General features: G+C 44.8%; 15 protein-coding genes. 9 read left to right on the top strand and 6 right to left on the bottom strand.

Annotated features, from left to right (window positions below; all coding sequences use genetic code 11):
• The first annotated feature begins 213 nt into the window (after nucleotides 1-213).
• Together AC5YB1_RS16150 and AC5YB1_RS16145 are read left to right on the top strand one after the other, a co-directional pair.
• On the top strand, nucleotides 214-1,932 hold the full coding sequence (locus AC5YB1_RS16150) for a hypothetical protein (protein ID WP_494520002.1): 1,719 nt from the start codon (nucleotides 214-216) through the stop codon (nucleotides 1,930-1,932).
• An 80-nt stretch (nucleotides 1,933-2,012) separates the two neighbouring features.
• Nucleotides 2,013-2,426 (top strand): DUF3010 family protein, encoded by a 414-nt coding sequence (locus tag AC5YB1_RS16145; protein WP_494520001.1) that lies wholly within the window; start codon nucleotides 2,013-2,015, stop codon nucleotides 2,424-2,426.
• A gap of 3 nt (nucleotides 2,427-2,429) precedes the next feature.
• Here AC5YB1_RS16145 and AC5YB1_RS16140 read toward each other — a convergent pair whose 3' ends face one another.
• From AC5YB1_RS16140 to AC5YB1_RS16130, 3 genes are all read right to left on the bottom strand, one after another.
• Nucleotides 2,430-2,948 (bottom strand): peroxiredoxin family protein, encoded by a 519-nt coding sequence (locus AC5YB1_RS16140; protein ID WP_494521660.1) that lies wholly within the window; start codon nucleotides 2,946-2,948, stop codon nucleotides 2,430-2,432.
• Between the two features lie 100 nt (nucleotides 2,949-3,048).
• Nucleotides 3,049-4,629: a hypothetical protein gene (locus tag AC5YB1_RS16135; protein ID WP_494520000.1), complete on the bottom strand. Its 1,581-nt coding sequence runs from the start codon at nucleotides 4,627-4,629 to the stop codon at nucleotides 3,049-3,051.
• Between the two features lie 42 nt (nucleotides 4,630-4,671).
• The gene (locus tag AC5YB1_RS16130) at nucleotides 4,672-5,598 is read right to left on the bottom strand and encodes a phospholipase A (protein ID WP_494519999.1); all 927 of its coding nucleotides are present in this window, start codon (nucleotides 5,596-5,598) and stop codon (nucleotides 4,672-4,674) included.
• Between the two features lie 255 nt (nucleotides 5,599-5,853).
• Here AC5YB1_RS16130 and cobA point away from each other — a divergent pair, with 255 nt between their 5' ends.
• Nucleotides 5,854-6,660, top strand: coding sequence for a uroporphyrinogen-III C-methyltransferase (gene cobA, locus AC5YB1_RS16125; protein WP_494519998.1), 807 nt, complete (start codon nucleotides 5,854-5,856; stop codon nucleotides 6,658-6,660).
• Here cobA and AC5YB1_RS16120 read toward each other — a convergent pair.
• Entirely contained in the window at nucleotides 6,654-7,487 is an 834-nt protein-coding gene (locus AC5YB1_RS16120; RefSeq protein WP_494519997.1) for a TIGR03899 family protein, read from the bottom strand. The genes cobA and AC5YB1_RS16120 overlap by 7 nt on opposite strands.
• A 353-nt stretch (nucleotides 7,488-7,840) precedes the next feature.
• Here AC5YB1_RS16120 and hemG point away from each other — a divergent pair, with 353 nt between their 5' ends.
• The 3 genes from hemG (at nucleotide 7,841) to aroG (ending at nucleotide 10,410) form a co-directional block, all read left to right on the top strand.
• On the top strand, nucleotides 7,841-8,362 hold the full coding sequence (hemG, locus tag AC5YB1_RS16115) for a menaquinone-dependent protoporphyrinogen IX dehydrogenase (protein WP_494519996.1): 522 nt from the start codon (nucleotides 7,841-7,843) through the stop codon (nucleotides 8,360-8,362).
• Nucleotides 8,363-8,382: 20 nt separating this feature from the next.
• A complete protein-coding gene (locus tag AC5YB1_RS16110; protein ID WP_494519995.1) occupies nucleotides 8,383-8,910 on the top strand; it encodes a cytochrome b/b6 domain-containing protein in 528 nt (175 codons plus the stop codon).
• A gap of 441 nt (nucleotides 8,911-9,351) precedes the next feature.
• The gene (gene aroG, locus AC5YB1_RS16105; RefSeq protein WP_494519994.1) at nucleotides 9,352-10,410 is read left to right on the top strand and encodes a 3-deoxy-7-phosphoheptulonate synthase AroG; all 1,059 of its coding nucleotides are present in this window, start codon (nucleotides 9,352-9,354) and stop codon (nucleotides 10,408-10,410) included.
• Nucleotides 10,411-10,466: 56 nt separating this feature from the next.
• Here the strand turns inward: aroG and AC5YB1_RS16100 are convergent, their stop codons facing one another.
• Nucleotides 10,467-10,643: a hypothetical protein gene (locus AC5YB1_RS16100; RefSeq protein WP_475515922.1), complete on the bottom strand. Its 177-nt coding sequence runs from the start codon at nucleotides 10,641-10,643 to the stop codon at nucleotides 10,467-10,469.
• Between the two features lie 304 nt (nucleotides 10,644-10,947).
• Here AC5YB1_RS16100 and AC5YB1_RS16095 point away from each other — a divergent pair, with 304 nt between their 5' ends.
• The 3 genes from AC5YB1_RS16095 (at nucleotide 10,948) to AC5YB1_RS16085 (ending at nucleotide 15,224) form a co-directional block, all read left to right on the top strand.
• Nucleotides 10,948-12,723: an ABCB family ABC transporter ATP-binding protein/permease gene (locus AC5YB1_RS16095; protein ID WP_494519993.1), complete on the top strand. Its 1,776-nt coding sequence runs from the start codon at nucleotides 10,948-10,950 to the stop codon at nucleotides 12,721-12,723.
• A 1,041-nt stretch (nucleotides 12,724-13,764) separates the two neighbouring features.
• The gene (locus AC5YB1_RS16090) at nucleotides 13,765-14,346 is read left to right on the top strand and encodes a DUF5610 domain-containing protein (protein WP_494519992.1); all 582 of its coding nucleotides are present in this window, start codon (nucleotides 13,765-13,767) and stop codon (nucleotides 14,344-14,346) included.
• Nucleotides 14,347-14,483: 137 nt separating this feature from the next.
• Nucleotides 14,484-15,224, top strand: a complete 741-nt coding sequence (locus AC5YB1_RS16085; protein WP_494519991.1) for a ferredoxin--NADP reductase — start codon at nucleotides 14,484-14,486, stop codon at nucleotides 15,222-15,224.
• 182 nt (nucleotides 15,225-15,406) lie between these two features.
• Here AC5YB1_RS16085 and AC5YB1_RS16080 read toward each other — a convergent pair whose 3' ends face one another.
• On the bottom strand, nucleotides 15,407-15,619 hold the full coding sequence (locus AC5YB1_RS16080) for a hypothetical protein (RefSeq protein WP_494519990.1): 213 nt from the start codon (nucleotides 15,617-15,619) through the stop codon (nucleotides 15,407-15,409).
• Nucleotides 15,620-16,138: the final 519 nt, after the last annotated feature.

Genomic DNA, 16,138 nt, shown 5'->3' with positions numbered 1-16,138 from the left:
GTCTGGGACTGTTATTCACTTATGTGGCATCGCCTGTTTATCTTCTTTCTTGTGGTATTTTCACCTGTTCAATTGCTTGATACGCCTAACTAGTCCAATAGTCATTTCCCTTTTTATTCATCCATATAGTACTATCTGTACACTATTTTTTTGTACCAGCCAAAGGCGGTGACAATGTCTTGGCGGATCATCGATATTTAAAGGGAGTTTTTAATGAAGAAGGCATTAGTGGCCGCGGCCGTGATCGCTATTGGAGCCGGTGCTTACTGGGTTTCGCAACAAGAAGAGCCGCAGTCACATAATGCGACGTTGGCCTATATTCCTGCCGATACTCCTTTGTTTTCTGCACAGTTTAGTCCGTTTCCTATCAAAGATTACATCGACGCTATTCCTGAGGCGCAAAAGCAATATCCTGAAGAATTACGCGAGTTGATGCTTGAAGAAGATGATCCGCGCGCGAAGTTTGTTCTCGGATTATTGAATCGCTACATGGGGAGTATTAAAGATGGACAGACCTTTATCGATACCTTTGGTTTACCGCAAAATATCACCAGCTATTTTTATACCTTAGGCGCACTTCCTGTTCTTAAACTTGACGTTGCAAAGCCTGAGGCGATTTGGGCGCTGTTAGACAGCCTCGAAGCCGAAAGTGGCTTAATGCATGACATGCGCTCCTTGGGTGATGTTAATTACCGCGCCTATCCATTGATGGATAAAGGGGATACTGAGCAAGTCGATCTGGTGGTCGCTATCAATAATGACATGCTGACCCTAACCTTATCCACCAACTTTAGTGAGCCGATGTTGTTGGAAACGGCCTTAGGGATAAAGGCGGTGACCAATCCTATTAGTGATACCAATATTATCGATGACGCTATTGCTAAACACGGTTTTTTAAAGGATGGATTAAGTTATATCAATCATCAGGAGTTGGTGAAGGGCATTACCACTCGTGACGGCAACCAATTGGCTAAACAGTTAACTCGTCTCTTTGCCATGGCTGATGAAGATCCCTTTATCGAATTGCGCTCACAAGTGTGCCGCGATGAGTTTAATGGTATCGCCAACAACTGGCCTAAAACCGTAATGGGGTACACAGAATTTGAGTTAACCAAGCAGCAGACCACTATGGGCATTAGTACGGTTATCGAAAGTCACAACCAGGTGATTATGGGCGCGTTGCAACAAGTTCGTGGTTTTTTACCTACTTATACTCAAGATATTTCAAGTAGTGTATTTTCTATCGGTTTAGGCATAGATGTCGCTCAGTTTGTGCCTGCGATGACAAAAGTGTGGGACGACCTGCTTACGCCATCCTATCAGTGTGAACCTCTACGCCAAATACAAGCTGAGATGGAAGGTCAAAGTCCAGCCATGTTAGGTATGTTTACAGGGATGGCCAATGGGGTTAAAGGGTTGTCGATGTCGCTTATTAACTATGAGTTAAATGAAGCGGCGGCGGATTTTGAGATTAAAACCTTGGATGCTATTGTGACGCTGTCGGCAGATGACCCCGCCATCTTGTTTAATATGGTGAAGCCATTTGCACCAGAATTAGCCAATATTCAACTCCCTAAAGATGGTAGCCCCGTTGATTTAAACAGCGCGCTGCAATTCCCGCCTTATTATGGCTTTACCGTGAAGATGGCCCTTAAAGGTAATCATTTAGCTCTCTACAGTGGTGATAAAAGCCAACAAATTGCAGATGGATTAGTCGAGGAGGCGTTAGCGAGCAACGGGTTATTGCGCCTATCGGCCGATTACGCCAAGCTGTTTACGCCGATGATGACGTTAATGGAGATCAGTGGTGAGCCTATCCCTGAAGAGTTAGCTAGCCTTAACGATTACCGTATGAAGGTAAAGGTGGATTTAGATGTTAATGCTAGAGGCATAGTGATTAATTCATTGATGCAGACGGCAAACGACAAGTAAGCCATTAATCGATTTGAGCCCTCCCCCAGTGGTGAGTCACCAGGGGGAGGGCTTTTTAGTTTTTACAGCAGGTGAATATTGTGGTGATAACAGGTGTGTTTTTAAAGGGGAATGAAGCTCGTTTAGTGAGTGTTGAGGGGACGCGTGCAGACCATAGGGTGTTAGTAAGTAAAATCAATAAACTGGCTATTCCTAAGGCTCCTACCGCAGAGGATATTTCGCTGTTTTGCGCCGCCTTTGGGGCGTATTGTCAGCAACATAATGTGGCGCAATTAGTGCTTAATCGCCGCGCAACAACTGGACAAGGTGCTGGTGGCGCAGGCACTTTTATCCTTGAGGGAGTGTTATTGACTATCGCTAATGTGCCATTGAGCTTGGTGCATCCGGCGACACTTAAAGCAACCGATAAGCGAACTGCTGAGTTGAAGGCTGATAAGCCTAAAACGGTTGATTTAGGCAAGGCCTACGACCTTGCCTTCGAAGGGTTAAGTTAAGGCTTAACTGCGTTTCTCTACGCCTAGCTCAGCTAAGGTGGCGGCGATATCTTCGGCTGCGCTGGCAGGGTTGATATCGTCATCAATTTTTAAGATAGTACCGTCCTTTCCAATATAAAAAGTCACTCGGCTGGCGACTCGCACTAAATTAAGCACATCAAAGGCTTTAGCCGTGGCTTTTGTCGGGTCGCTTAACATGGGGAAATCGGCTTTTTGTTCTTCGGCAAACTTTTGGTTATCTTCAAGATCATCGACACTGGCCATCATATAAACGGCGTTATATTCCCGAATAAGGTGGCCTTTTTGCACCAGTGATTTGCACTCTAATGTACAGCCGTGAGTATTAGCCATGGGATACCAAGCCAGCACCAGCGTTTGTTTGCCTAAATAATCTTGTAGTTGGTAGAAATGACCGTCGGTTGCTTGCAGCCTAAAGTCTGGTGCTTTATCGCCTACTTTTAAATCGGTTGCATGGGCCAAATTGATGCTGGCTAGGCCGAGGAACAGGACGCTTGTGAGCATCCTAATATGGGGCCATCGGCTCGATAGGGTGTTGATTAGTGTCTTCATGTTATTGCTCCTTTTTTTGTGGACATTAGGCGATTGCTAGAGGGCTTTCTGGTCATTCTAGAGAGTCTTTGCTGGCGTATAAATCGATGAGCGAGATGATCGAATTGCGCCATAACATGGCGTCTGTATTGGTTAAAATATCAGGATAAGTTGCTAGCCCTGATAACTGTTGGCCGAGCATATCATAAATGAGGCTACTGCTAATGCTCACCTTAATATTGCTGTTGGGTAACGTAATGAGGTGATATCTATCAAAGCTACCGCGAGTCGGCTCACCGATTAATAGGGTATTTGCCCATTGCTGGGCAAAATAGGCTACCCACTGGCATTGCTGACGACAGTCGGGGCCAATCAATAATACTAGCTGTCCCGCTTGAGCCATGGGGGATGTTAATGGTGTTAGCCAAGCGGGCTCATATTGAGGCATCTGATGTGCGTCTGGTGGATAGGGGGACAATTTAGGCTGAGTGAGCCTTTGTTGGGCAAATGTGCCGCTTGGCAATCTCGCTCGGCTGGTCGCTGATGTTGGCGCACTACTGGGCCATTTACGTGCATGCCATTGACTAAAGCGAGTATCAAACTGGCTACGGATCTGTTGGCTGGCTTGGTTTACCTGCTGTTGTTCATCGGTGGGGAGGTTATCATAGGCAACAAATTTCAATTGCGACAAATAATCGCTGCGCAAGTTTGGCGCTCGTCGATAACGGGCAATGGCGTAAAGTGCTGAAGCCGTGTCTACATTGGCTTGTAAGTTGTGCTTGCGATAGTGTTGCGCCAACCCAGTTAACAGTTGATCCCCATGGCCATAAGCATTACGTAAATCTATGATGGTTAGCGGCGTTGATAACGACTGGCTGAGCGCTTTTTGCAATGGACTATTGGGAGTGAATTTACTTAAGTCATGTAGGCTAAATTGACCGCGGACTGCATCATAGTAGCCCTCTGTTTTTAGTGCTGTTGCAGGCAAGATTTGAGTCGAAGATGGTAATGGCAGATTAAGCTGGCGGATATGCTGTTGCAGATCACTCAAGGTGATGCGTACATGGTCGCTATGCTCTATGCCTATCTCTTGTCTCAGTAGCGAAATATGGTGTAGCAGTTTGGCTTGCTGATCAGGCTGTGATTGCTGTGATGGTGCTAAAAACCGTTGCCAAGCATCGACCCAGCGGGCAATGGGCAGGCCATCAATATGAGTCACTAAAGGGTGTTCGCTATCGATTAGCCTATTGTCGTTATTGAGTACTCGCCAGCCATCGTTACTGTGTTGAAGATGAATGGGCAGCTTAGCTGCATTATTTACATCAGATATGCGACTAGCAATATCATCGAGAGGTGCTAATACATTATGTAGCTGCATGGCAAACTCACTGCGCTTGACGGGCAATGTGCTCTGCTCGGCCAGCCTTTGAGCCCGCTCGCTAATAAGTGTTAATCGCTGCGGTGCAATAGCGGCAAATGAGGAGTGTTCGGCTAATTGTTGCTGCAAAAATTGTAAATCGTCACGGATCTCTTTACCTGTTAACAGCGCCTTAGGTGGCTCGTTTCGCAGTGCGATAAACGTCAGTTGCAGGCAGCTAATAAGCATGATTAATCCAAAGCCATTGATGATGGATTGATGACCGAATTTCATCATGCTGATGGTTTATCCTCTCGTGCTGAACCCACACTCAGGCCGTTATAAAATGTCGTTTATGGAAAAGCCAATCCCAATTCTATTGGTGTGTGAGTTATAGTCTAATAGGCTCTCGCCATAGCCGTTAAAGTACTGCGTATACAGTCTTAGGTTGCCGACGATGGGGTAACTCCAAGTGACTTCCACTGCGCCATAGTTAGGATTATCTAAGTTGTTACGCAGTAGCATACTAAATCTATGTTTATCTAACCCGTACACCGCGTGTAATTCAACATTACCCATATAATCAGTGATATCGGGGTTGTCGTCGCCTCTTGCCGATGTGGGCGTCTCTTTGGCGTCTTCAGGAATACGCCACCACACCTTGGCGCTCAATGCAAAGGGGCCGCTGTCAAAAACCATAGTACCGTAGATACGATTCCAGCTACGGGAGAGATCACCTGTTTGGCCATTGGATTGATGCACCGCGCCGATCCCCCACAGCGAGTTAGTTAGCGGGCCAATTTTCCAATCATTATTGAACAGCATAAATACTTCGGGTTCATGATTTGTTTCCCGAAACGGTGATGAAATCTCTTTATTATAGACCTGCCAATAAGATTGATTGGTATAGGCAAAAAACAAGTGGCCATTATCGCCAAATACGTTGTACATCAGCGGAAACTTGAAGCTAATTTGAAATTTAGCTTCCATTTTATCTATATCGGCGTCGGAATTTTCTATCTCTTCTTTAAAGGGCTCGATATTGGGACTGGTGTTATAGGTGAAAGGTAAGATGTAATTGACCTTGTGCGGGGTGATCACAAAGGGTAAGTCGGCGGTTGCCAATTCCACCTTTATCCTCTCATCAACCAATGAGTCGCTTTTTGAGGGAGAGGCGATCTCTGGTTTGTCTGCGCTAAAGGCTGGCGTAGCGAGCGTAAGTAATCCAAGTAGAGGCGTCCAATAACGACACTGAGATATTTTCATCCATGTGTTCCTTTTAGCATATGCGCTTTGAGCATATGAGATCATGTGGCTATAACAGTAAAAGCTAGATCTGTTTTAACATTTGACTCGCCACACTGCATCTTTTATCTGCGCCGCGACGGTTTTTGCTACCGTCATAGGTTCTTTTCGATACATTCTTAATAACTAAATGGAATAGAATCTAATTATTATATATTTTTTAAGTAATAAAAATGACGCTATATTAAGCTAATTATTATTGGCAGAGATGCGGACATGGAACTAATTACTTTACCTAGGCAGCAGGAGCGCGGCAAAGTTTGGCTGGTTGGCGCAGGCCCAGGAGACGTTGAGCTACTCACGCTTAAAGCTTTTCGCATCTTAAAACAAGCCGATGTAGTGCTTTATGATGCTTTGGTGAGTGAGGACATCATGGCCTTAGTGCCAGTAGCTGCCGAGAAAATTGCCGTGGGTAAACGCGCTGGTAAACATAGCGCGGCCCAAGATGAGATCAATCAACTGCTTGTTACTAAGGCTTACACCCGCAAACATGTGGTGCGCCTTAAAGGCGGTGATCCGTTTATCTTTGGTCGCGGCGGTGAAGAGCTAGAAACCCTGGTCGAAGCCGGCGTCGCCTTTGAAGTAGTCCCTGGCATAACGGCGGCGAGCGGGACATCAGCCTATGCTGGCATTCCATTGACCCATAGAGATCATGCGCAAGGCGTGACCTTTATTACCGGTCATTGCAAACTGGCGAGTCGTCCGATCGACTGGCAAAGCTACGCCAACAGTCAAAACACCCTAGTGATTTACATGGGGATTTTAAATGCTAACACCATTAAGCAAGGGCTCATTGGGGCGGGTCGTGCGTCGACGACACCGGTTGCGATCGTTTCTAAAGCGACGACCGATGAACAGCGAAGCTTTATCGGCACCTTAGAAGAACTGGAACAGTTGGCGGCATCGCCACAACTACAGATGCCAGCACTCATGATTATTGGCGAAGTGGTTGATTTAGCTCAAAGCCTTAACTGGTTTAATCCTCAGCCTGTAAATTGCGGCGTGGCGCAAACGAGTCAATAATCAATTTTAAAGTCTTTACTAAAAATGGCTGTTAGCGCTTTAACATACTCTTCATCCGGTTTAGAACGCACCAATTGGGCGAGTTCATCGCCCGAAGGAGTTAAGCGATAGTAGTTAAATTGCAGGTTTCCATGTTTAGGGGTGAGCGTCATAGATTTGCCCGATAATGTCAGGCTGATGGCGGTTTTAGCGTTAAGCACCCCGGTTTCAAACTCGCTTTTATGCAGTAATCCCGCATCCACCATAGTTAGGATGGCGGAGTAAGGTAAGCCAAATTGTGACAGGGCGATGTGGGTATTGTCTGACTTGCGAAACAGTTGTCCAATGCCACCAGAATGGCGATAGCCCATGAGTAATTTCAGTTTGGATTCGTTATTAACGGTTACGCTCATGCCTAAGGCTTTTTCAAACATCTGTGCTTCTTTGTGAGTTAGCTGTTTGAGTGTCGATAGGCTGCGTAAGCTAAAGCGACCGGGACTGGTGAGTTCATTGGCTAATATACGCCCCCATAAGGTTTGCATGTTACGGTTATGGATCTGCTCCGCTAATTGAAAGAATTGATGGATCCAGTCGGGGTCTAAATCAGCGCCAATCACATCAGAAGGTGTTTGTGCTAGCGCAATAGTATAGATAGTTTCTAGATTACTCTGGTATTGGTTGACTAACAGGTTTTGCCGTTGCTGGGCACGCGCAGTTATTGATGCCATCGAAGGTCGATACCCTTCCTCACCACTCAAGCCTATATAACGCCCAAGTGACAAGGCTTTTTTACGTGCAGAGACATCAAGCTGATTGTGCTGTGAAGCGCTAGAACCCTTTTCAGTCATGGTTTCAAATGTAATTATGTGATGAAGTAACAAGCAGTCTATCGCACTATTATTGACCTTGCCTTGCTTAATTTCATCTTATTTATTACTGATATCTATGAATTTACCTTGGTTTTTTCTTTAGGAGTTGAGCAGCATGATGCAAGGGGGGGCTATCGTTAACAGTGAGCGCGCACTGAGCATGGCGAGCTGGGCGAGGGGCATTAATCTTAACGAATTATCGCTGTATTTGTGATGCAGGTAAACTTACCAGGGCTTTTGCTGCAACCCCTCGTGATCTGTTTCAATTAAATATTGCTACAAATCGCTTATGATGATTTTATTGGTTGATATTAATAAAGTTAGAGGTATCAGTGAGTAAAATATTAATTATCTATTCTAGCGTACATGGACAGACGCGTAAGGTCACTGATCACCTCAAGCAGCGTCTCGAATCTTTTGGCAATCAGGTTACTTGCGCCAGTATTGACGATGTGCCACCACTTGAAGCCTTTGATAAGGTGGTGCTGGGGGCCAGTATTCGTCACGGTAAACATCATCCCGCGGTCTATGACTTTATTAGTCAAAATATGCAGGCCTTAAATGATAAGGTGAGTAGTTTTTTTTCGGTCAGTCTAGTGGCCAGAAAACCGGCTAAAAACACCCCAGAAACCAACCCCTATATGCAGGCATTTTTAGCCAAAACGTCTTGGAAACCTAAGTTACTGGCAGTATTTGGTGGCAATTTAGATTATCAAGGCTACAACGCCCTCGATAGAAATATTATTCGCTTCATCATGTGGCTCACCAAAGGGCCGACAGCGCCAGATACTCGGGTGGAGTACACCGATTGGGATAAAGTGGGCGAATATGCGAGTCAATTGCATCAACTGTAAGTGTGGCTTACGGCTAGGAGATGACTGATATGCTCCGTAAATTGATTAATAAAACCATAGAGTACCAACATCTGCTGTTGATCTTGTTATCGCTATTTTTGATCCTCACCAGCAGTTGGATTGTAATGGGGCGCAGCATCAGAGTGAATGCTTCAGTCTGGGATTATTTACATGTTTATTTAGGTATGGTGGTTGCCGGTTTGTCGCTACCGATGTTACTGGCGAATGTTGTTAAGGGGAAGTGGCGTCAATTTTTTCCTTGGCTTATGGGGGATTTTACCCAACTAAGTAGTGATGTTTGCGGTTTAAAGCGCGGTAAGATCCCTGCAGCTGGGGGGCGAGGCCTCTTTAGTGTGATAGAGGGGGTTGGCCTGATATTGCTGTTGTTAGTGTCGTTTACCGGTGTGATGTGGTTTGTGACTCAAGGCAGCAGTGAAGCGTTAAATTGGCGCAGTTATCATCAGAGTTGTGCCCATGGATTTATAGGCTTTATGCTGGTGCACTGTATATGCGCTGCAGCGCACCTTATTGACTTAATTCGTAACTAAATATTGGGTTAACTGTCCGTCCGTGACAAGGTTAGCATCTTCATCGTAAATTAATATACATGGCCGTTGGTGTAGACTTATCAGACGAGTAACTGCTGACCTCTACTAATTGAGGAACAGCAATAAGCTCAACGTTATTTTCTGTTATAGCCTATTGGCTTGATGGTAACCTTAGGTTAGATGAAGGTTGTGGCTGCTTTAAACTGAACTTCGCTGTTATGTTAAATTTAGCGACAGCTTTAGGCGGCATTAACGGCTTATTACGAGTGGTGAAATTGATAAATCACCTTTTACAAATTACTGATAAAAATCTTATTTTTCATCTTTAATTGTATTAGGCCACTGTTTAGTTGCAATACTCGATAATACTGGATAGATTTAAACAAGTAGCGCAAAAGAGAGACTTGTTTTTAATCGTTAGCCGGAGTGTAAATATATATCATGTATTATCAAAACGATGATGTTCGTATCAATAAAATTAAAGAGTTATTACCTCCAGTCGCGATTCTTGAGCGATTTCCGGCTACTGAAAATGCATCTGCCACTGTTTTTAATGCGCGTAATAGTATTCATCAAATATTAAAGCAGCAAGATGATCGCCTGTTGGTGGTGGTGGGCCCGTGTTCAATCCACGATCCTGTGGCGGCGTTGGAATATGCGCAAGGCTTAGTGAAGGTACGAGAGCAATATAAAGATCAACTTGAGATCGTCATGCGAGTTTACTTTGAAAAGCCGCGCACCACTGTGGGCTGGAAAGGGTTAATCAACGATCCTGATATGGACAATAGCTTTAAATTAAATGATGGGCTGCGCACAGCACGTAAGCTATTACTGGATTTAAACGATATGGGCGTGCCGACTGCCGGTGAGTTTTTAGATATGATCACACCGCAATATGTTGCCGATCTGATGTGCTGGGGAGCTATCGGTGCTCGCACAACAGAGTCTCAGGTTCATCGTGAATTGGCGTCGGGTTTATCTTGTCCTGTGGGATTCAAAAATGGAACCGATGGCACTATTAAAGTGGCGATCGATGCTATTGGCGCGGCCAGTGCCCCACATCATTTCTTGTCGGTGACCAAATACGGCCATTCTGCCATTGTATCGACTAAAGGTAACCCTGATTGCCATATTATTCTGCGGGGGGGCAAAGAGCCCAACTATAGTGCTGAACATGTTAAAGCGATTAACGAACAACTGCTTAAGGCTAAGTTGCCTACCAATATTATGGTGGATTTTAGTCATGCTAATAGCTGTAAGCAGTTTACACGTCAGTTGCTGGTGGCTGAAGATGTTGCAGGGCAGATAAGTGCTGGTGAGCGAGCCATTTTTGGCGTGATGATTGAAAGTCACCTAGTGGAGGGGCGCCAAGATCACGTAGAGGGACAGGCTTTACGTTATGGCCAAAGTATTACCGATGCGTGTTTGGGCTGGCAAGATACTGAAACATTACTCGGTATGCTTAACCAGAGTATTATACGTCGTCGCGAAACAGGTTAAAAAAATATAAATATAAAGAGGAAGCCGATGGCTTCCTCTTTATTATTAAAGTGCGATTAACGACTTTGCTGAGTAATGAGGTATTCGTTAGCCTTGGCTAAACTGCCAAAAGAGGAGATTAAATTACTCTGACCTTTTTGTTGAATTTCGGGGTTATTCGATTCGGTCATCATCCATACCCAAGTTTGTATTAACGGTAGTGGTGGGTATTGCGCGTCAGATGATTGTGGCATATCGGCTTCCTTAACATTTAGCGGGTTATTCCCGATGCTCTATACAATATTGGTTGAGCGACTTTATATAATACCGAGGTTATCAAAAATCGCCATATATGATAACCCCTTGAGGTTATGAGTATATTGACGATTAACGGTCCCTTGTTCGGTCAAGGTGTCAACCTAACGGTAATACTTTGTAACCGTTTTTTACCACAAAAATAACACTAAAGTCTATCAGCTGATTGAGGCTAGATGGGGAATGTTTTCTTGCTGGTTACTTCTCGATATTTGTGGTGTTTATTGATGATACGGAGCCCCTATGCGCCCGACACTTTATTTTGATGGACCGATAGATAAATTAAATTGGCATGTATTAAAGCTACTTTGGCCCTACTTACTGGAGTTTAAGGGGCGGGTGATACTGGCTTTGCTGTGTTTGGTTATCGCTAAACTCGCCAGTGTTGGTTTACCCTTTGTACTCAAAGAGATTGTCGATACTTTAGATAAAGCATCGACAGAGCAAATTATTAGCGTACCTATAGCCTTAGTCGTTGCTTATGGCGCAATGCGGTTGTTAAACACGGTCATTTCTGAGGTGCGTGACACCTTATTTGGTCGAGTGACAGAGCGAGCGATTCGTCGCCTTGGCTTGTCGGTATTCCAACATCTACATCGATTAGATTTAGCCTTTCATCTGGAGCGCCGCACTGGTGGTCTGTCTCGTGATATTGAGCGTGGTACCAGCGGTGTCAGCTTCTTGATGCGTTTTATGGTGTTTAATATTGTGCCCACCCTGTTAGAAATTGCCTTAGTGGTGGGGATTTTGTTTTATAACTACGGTTGGCAGTTTGCGTTGATCACTTTAGGTGCAGTGGTGGCTTACATCTTATTTTCAGTGATAGCCACCGAATGGCGTACCGGTTTTGTTCGCGAAGCGGCATTAGCTGACTCACAATCTAATACCCGCGCTATCGACAGTTTATTGAATTATGAAACCGTGAAGTATTTCAATAATGAAGAATATGAGGCGCAAAAGTACGATCAAGCATTACAACGTTGGGAGCGGGCAAAGCGCAGTAATCGCTTATCATTGTTTGCCCTAAATGCTGGTCAAGCATTAATTATTTCGTTAGCCATGACCTTGATGCTAGCGTTAGCCGCGCAGCGGGTTAGCGCTGCGGCAATGACCATCGGTGATTTTGTGTTGATTAACGCCTTTATGATGCAGCTTTTTATGCCACTGAATTTTTTAGGCTTTGTCTATCGTGAGATCCGAGGCGCCCTAGCCAATATTGAGCGCATGTTCTCTTTATTAGATCGGACACCTACCATTGAAGACAAGCCAGATGCCGCCAGTCCGACACTGACCCAAGGTAGCCTACGTTTTGAACATGTTAGCTTTAGTTATGATGGCCGTAAGATCCTTGATGATGTGAGTTTTGAATTACCCGCAGGTAAAAAAGTGGCGATTGTGGGTGACAGTGGTGCGGGCAAATCCACCATAGTTAAACTGCTATTTCGTTTTTATGAAGCACAGTCTGGGCACATTTTTATTGATGGTGAAGATATTACACAATTGAGTCAACATGCTCTGCGACAAGCCATTGCTATAGTGCCGCAAGATACTGTGTTATTTAATGATTCACTATTGGAAAATATCCGCTATGGCTCACCAAATGCAACTGATGAACAGGTGCAAGGCGCGATTAGGATGGCTCATTTAGCCGGATTTATTGAGCAACTTAAGGACGGCTGGCACACTAAAGTGGGTGAGCGCGGTTTAAAGCTCTCGGGTGGTGAAAAGCAGCGAGTCGCTATTGCTCGAGCCGTTTTAAAGGGATCGCCTTTGTTGGTGTTTGATGAAGCCACATCATCGCTCGATAGCCATTCAGAGCAAGCTATTTTGACGGCATTAAAAGAGATGGAAAAAGGCCACAGCAGTTTGGTCATCGCCCATCGCTTATCGACGGTGGTCGATGCTGACCAAATTATAGTGCTTAGCCAAGGCAAGATAGTGGAGCGCGGTGATCATCACAGCTTGTTAAAAGCCAAAGGCTTGTACCATAAATTATGGACGGTGCAGCATCAACATTAATCGGCTTAGGTTGTAATCATACACGCTGTTTTATTTGCTTGCGGCAGGCTGGAATTCGTTTTTGCTGCAGATTGACATGCGACCCGATCGCCCCCGTTGCCACCTTGGTTTGACTAACCCATGAAGCTAATCAAAGATAGGTGATGGCTCTTGGGGGAAATGTTATTAATGGAACTTAGTGGTGGTGACTGTATATAATCGTGATGCTCTATATTTCATGATGAGCGCCTAACAGACAGCCATTACGCTGTTTTTGAGGTGTTAATGGGTCTCCAACCATCGCAAAGTAGGCTTAGTTTATTATTGCCAGTGTCGTAAGGCGTGAGTCGTATGATCTCCCCGCGCTTAAAACAGATGGTTTCGCCTTCGATGACGGTTAACCGATCACAGTTTTGACAGCTGACCGAGAGGGGTTTACTTTTTCCACCCGCTCCAAAAAACGAATCACTCACCAGATGTTCTCCTTGGTATTGAATTTTATACTAGCTGTACCGCTATTCCATATGTTGCTAATGTAGTCAAGTGTAACGTATAAAGCTAGCGCTATCCAAGTCGCATTAGATTAATAACTCTAAATCATCTATTTAGTTAGCCCTAAACCTTAATCATTTTAGTCAAGGCTCATAGCGCCGGCATTACTCGATTACTGGCAGTGAAAGCTTGGGTCGAGCAAACGCATGCTAGACGGTTAATCTCGATGATCTATGTGTGGTTTTCGAGATATAGGCTTATGCCAGCGGTTTCCACTTGACCGCTGTGGCACTGTATTGAAACACATCAATATGATTTAAATATTGCACTGCTCACGGTAGGCCTATTGCCTTGTTAGCTCTATGTCACATTATTATCACCACATGGTAACCCATTTGGGGGGTAAATTCGATCTAGTTAGCACTTTTTACTTAAAATACACCATCTTGATACATTTTAAGGTGTTATAGCGTAAAGGTGCATAAGGCAGAGATAAAAGTTAAAGCGGTTTAAAAAATGGTCGATAATAGAAGCTAGGCTAAAGGGCCATTATCGCTTAGAGAGGCAGTTATGCAGATTAACAATCATGGCACCGCCGTGTCAGAAACGGCTCGAACTAAATCAGAAGCCAATATGGATCACGGCCAGCAGGTGTCGGCAGTGGCTAAAACTAACACAGCTCAGGCAACGAGTAAGCAGCTAATGAATAAGGCCATTTTGTCAGCACAGCATGAGGTGAACCTCAGCTCAGCTAACGAACCTATGCGGCTACTCTATAAGGCTGCGATAGCTTCAATTAATGAGCATCTCGCTCCCTCTATGGGTGAGCAGGCGATTGAAACCGCGGTTGAACAAGGTGTCGATACTTCTGCTGAAGCGACAGCCGAACGTATTGTTAGCTTTGCTACGCAGTTTTTTACTGTGCATCAAGAGCAAAACAGTAATATGGCCTTTGACGAGCAGCTTAACTCATTTTTGGCGATTATTGGCGGCGCGATTGAGCAGGGGTTTGATGAAGCTAAAGATATTCTATCTGGATTGAAAGTTCTCGAAGGGGATGTTGCCGATGGTGTAGAGCAAACTTACTCTTTGGTGCAGCAAGGGTTACAGGAATTTCGTGACAGCTTTAACCCAGATGTTGGATCTCTATAAGCAAGTGATGATTTAATCTTGTACCGACTCATTAATTGGTCAAATAAGCTCTATGGTATAGGTTGCCTTGACTCTACTCTCAATAACTTCAATGATGGTGTTTATCGACCTTGATAAAACTCTCAAAGGGGACGCCAATGTGGCAACAGGCAAACGTGGTAGAGCGCATAGATTGGAACGAACGGTTATTTACGTTAAAGCTGTCTGCTGATATTGGTGATTTTATTGCGGGGCAGTTTATTAAGCTCTCACAAGTTATTGATGATAAAAGAGTAGCGCGAGCTTACTCATTAGTAAATGCGCCTTCGAGTCAGTATCTTGAGATTCTGGCGGTAAGTGTAGAAGAGGGGAAGCTCTCTCCGCAATTACAGATGCTAAATGTTGGCGACAGTATCGATATTTCCACTCAGGCGACAGGTTTTATGACCCTAGATGAGTTGCCAGCTCAAGGCCAACATTTATGGCTATTTGCAACCGGAACCGCTGTAGGGCCTTTTATCTCTATGATGCGAACCGAGCAACCATGGCTGCGTTTTGACAAGGTGATTTTGGTTTATGGGGTTAGGCAGGCAAATGACTTAGCTTATTACCAAGAGTTGCAGCAGTTTAAGTTAACCTATCCGCAGCAGTTTGAACTCGTCACCTCTGTGACTCGTGAAAAAGGCGTTGGTACCATAGCTAGCCGTATACCCGATGCGATGGCTGCAGGCGTTATTGAGGCGCAAGTTGGGCTTCAATTAACCCCCGAAGATGCTCAAGTGATGATTTGTGGTCACCCTGAGATGATTAAAAGTCTGACTCAACAGCTTAAAGAGCGTGGTTTAGCCACTAATTTACGCCGAGCGCCCGGCCAAATCACGGTTGAAAAATATTGGTGACAACAGGCTCTAAGCCCCATCTCTTGTGTCGCAGTAACGCTTATCTTCTTTGCAAAGATGAGGTAGCTTAAACCAATTAACTGAAAGGTGGGGGCTTTAATGCTATCGCCCACCTTTAGCCTACTGTCTCAACCCCCTAGCTTCTAGCCACTAAATACTGCTTTAGTGTCATAAAGCCTTCTTTAATGCCTTACTCCTTTGATAACGGCCGCCTTTTTTACTGCTGCGGTGTTTTGCCATGTATTGGCGTTTGCTGTACTTGCTACTCGGCGTATGACTTTACTCGCCATAGACTGGTTAACAGCATGGTCCGTGTTATCTTTGGTCGTATTGGCGGCGGCCGCTGCGTTTGCTGTTTCTGCGGTTTTGTTCGCCAAAGGTTCCGTAAAGTTCATGGCTAACGCCAAATTGTATTCGCCGCTCCTCATCGAATTTTCGTCTATCGGCATGGTGAACATAGCGACAACGGCACGGCGAAGAGTTGCACCCTTTGAGGGGGAGCGTAGGGGCTTGCGCAGAAAGGTAACGTTGACCTTGCAGTGAGTTGGCTCTGGTACAATCCATAGCATCATTGACAATTTCTACGCTATGAAAATTCGACTTTGATTGACAGATTTTGTAGCTCCGCAACAGGTGGGTATTCACTAATCGGTTTGGCTATAGTTTTGCTACGTGCTGTATTTGCAGATTTTTTTCGCCTTATACCTAATCTGTGCTTAAACAGATATAGCAGTAACATCAGCGCCAAGATCAGTGCGGTAATTTTAATAAGCATAGTTATTCTCTGTGATGTATCGCTTGTCAGGTTGTTGCGTTTGCCCTGTTAGTGTAGACACTATTGTTAACTAAGCACAAAACTGCCGATATATGATGATTTTTTGATAATTCGACTTGCCGTCATGTGAGGTTTTGAT

This window comes from Shewanella sp. 433, assembly GCF_059338565.1.
The sequence above is the reverse complement of the archived record's forward strand: the minus strand, read 5'-3'. Positions and strand labels throughout refer to the sequence as shown.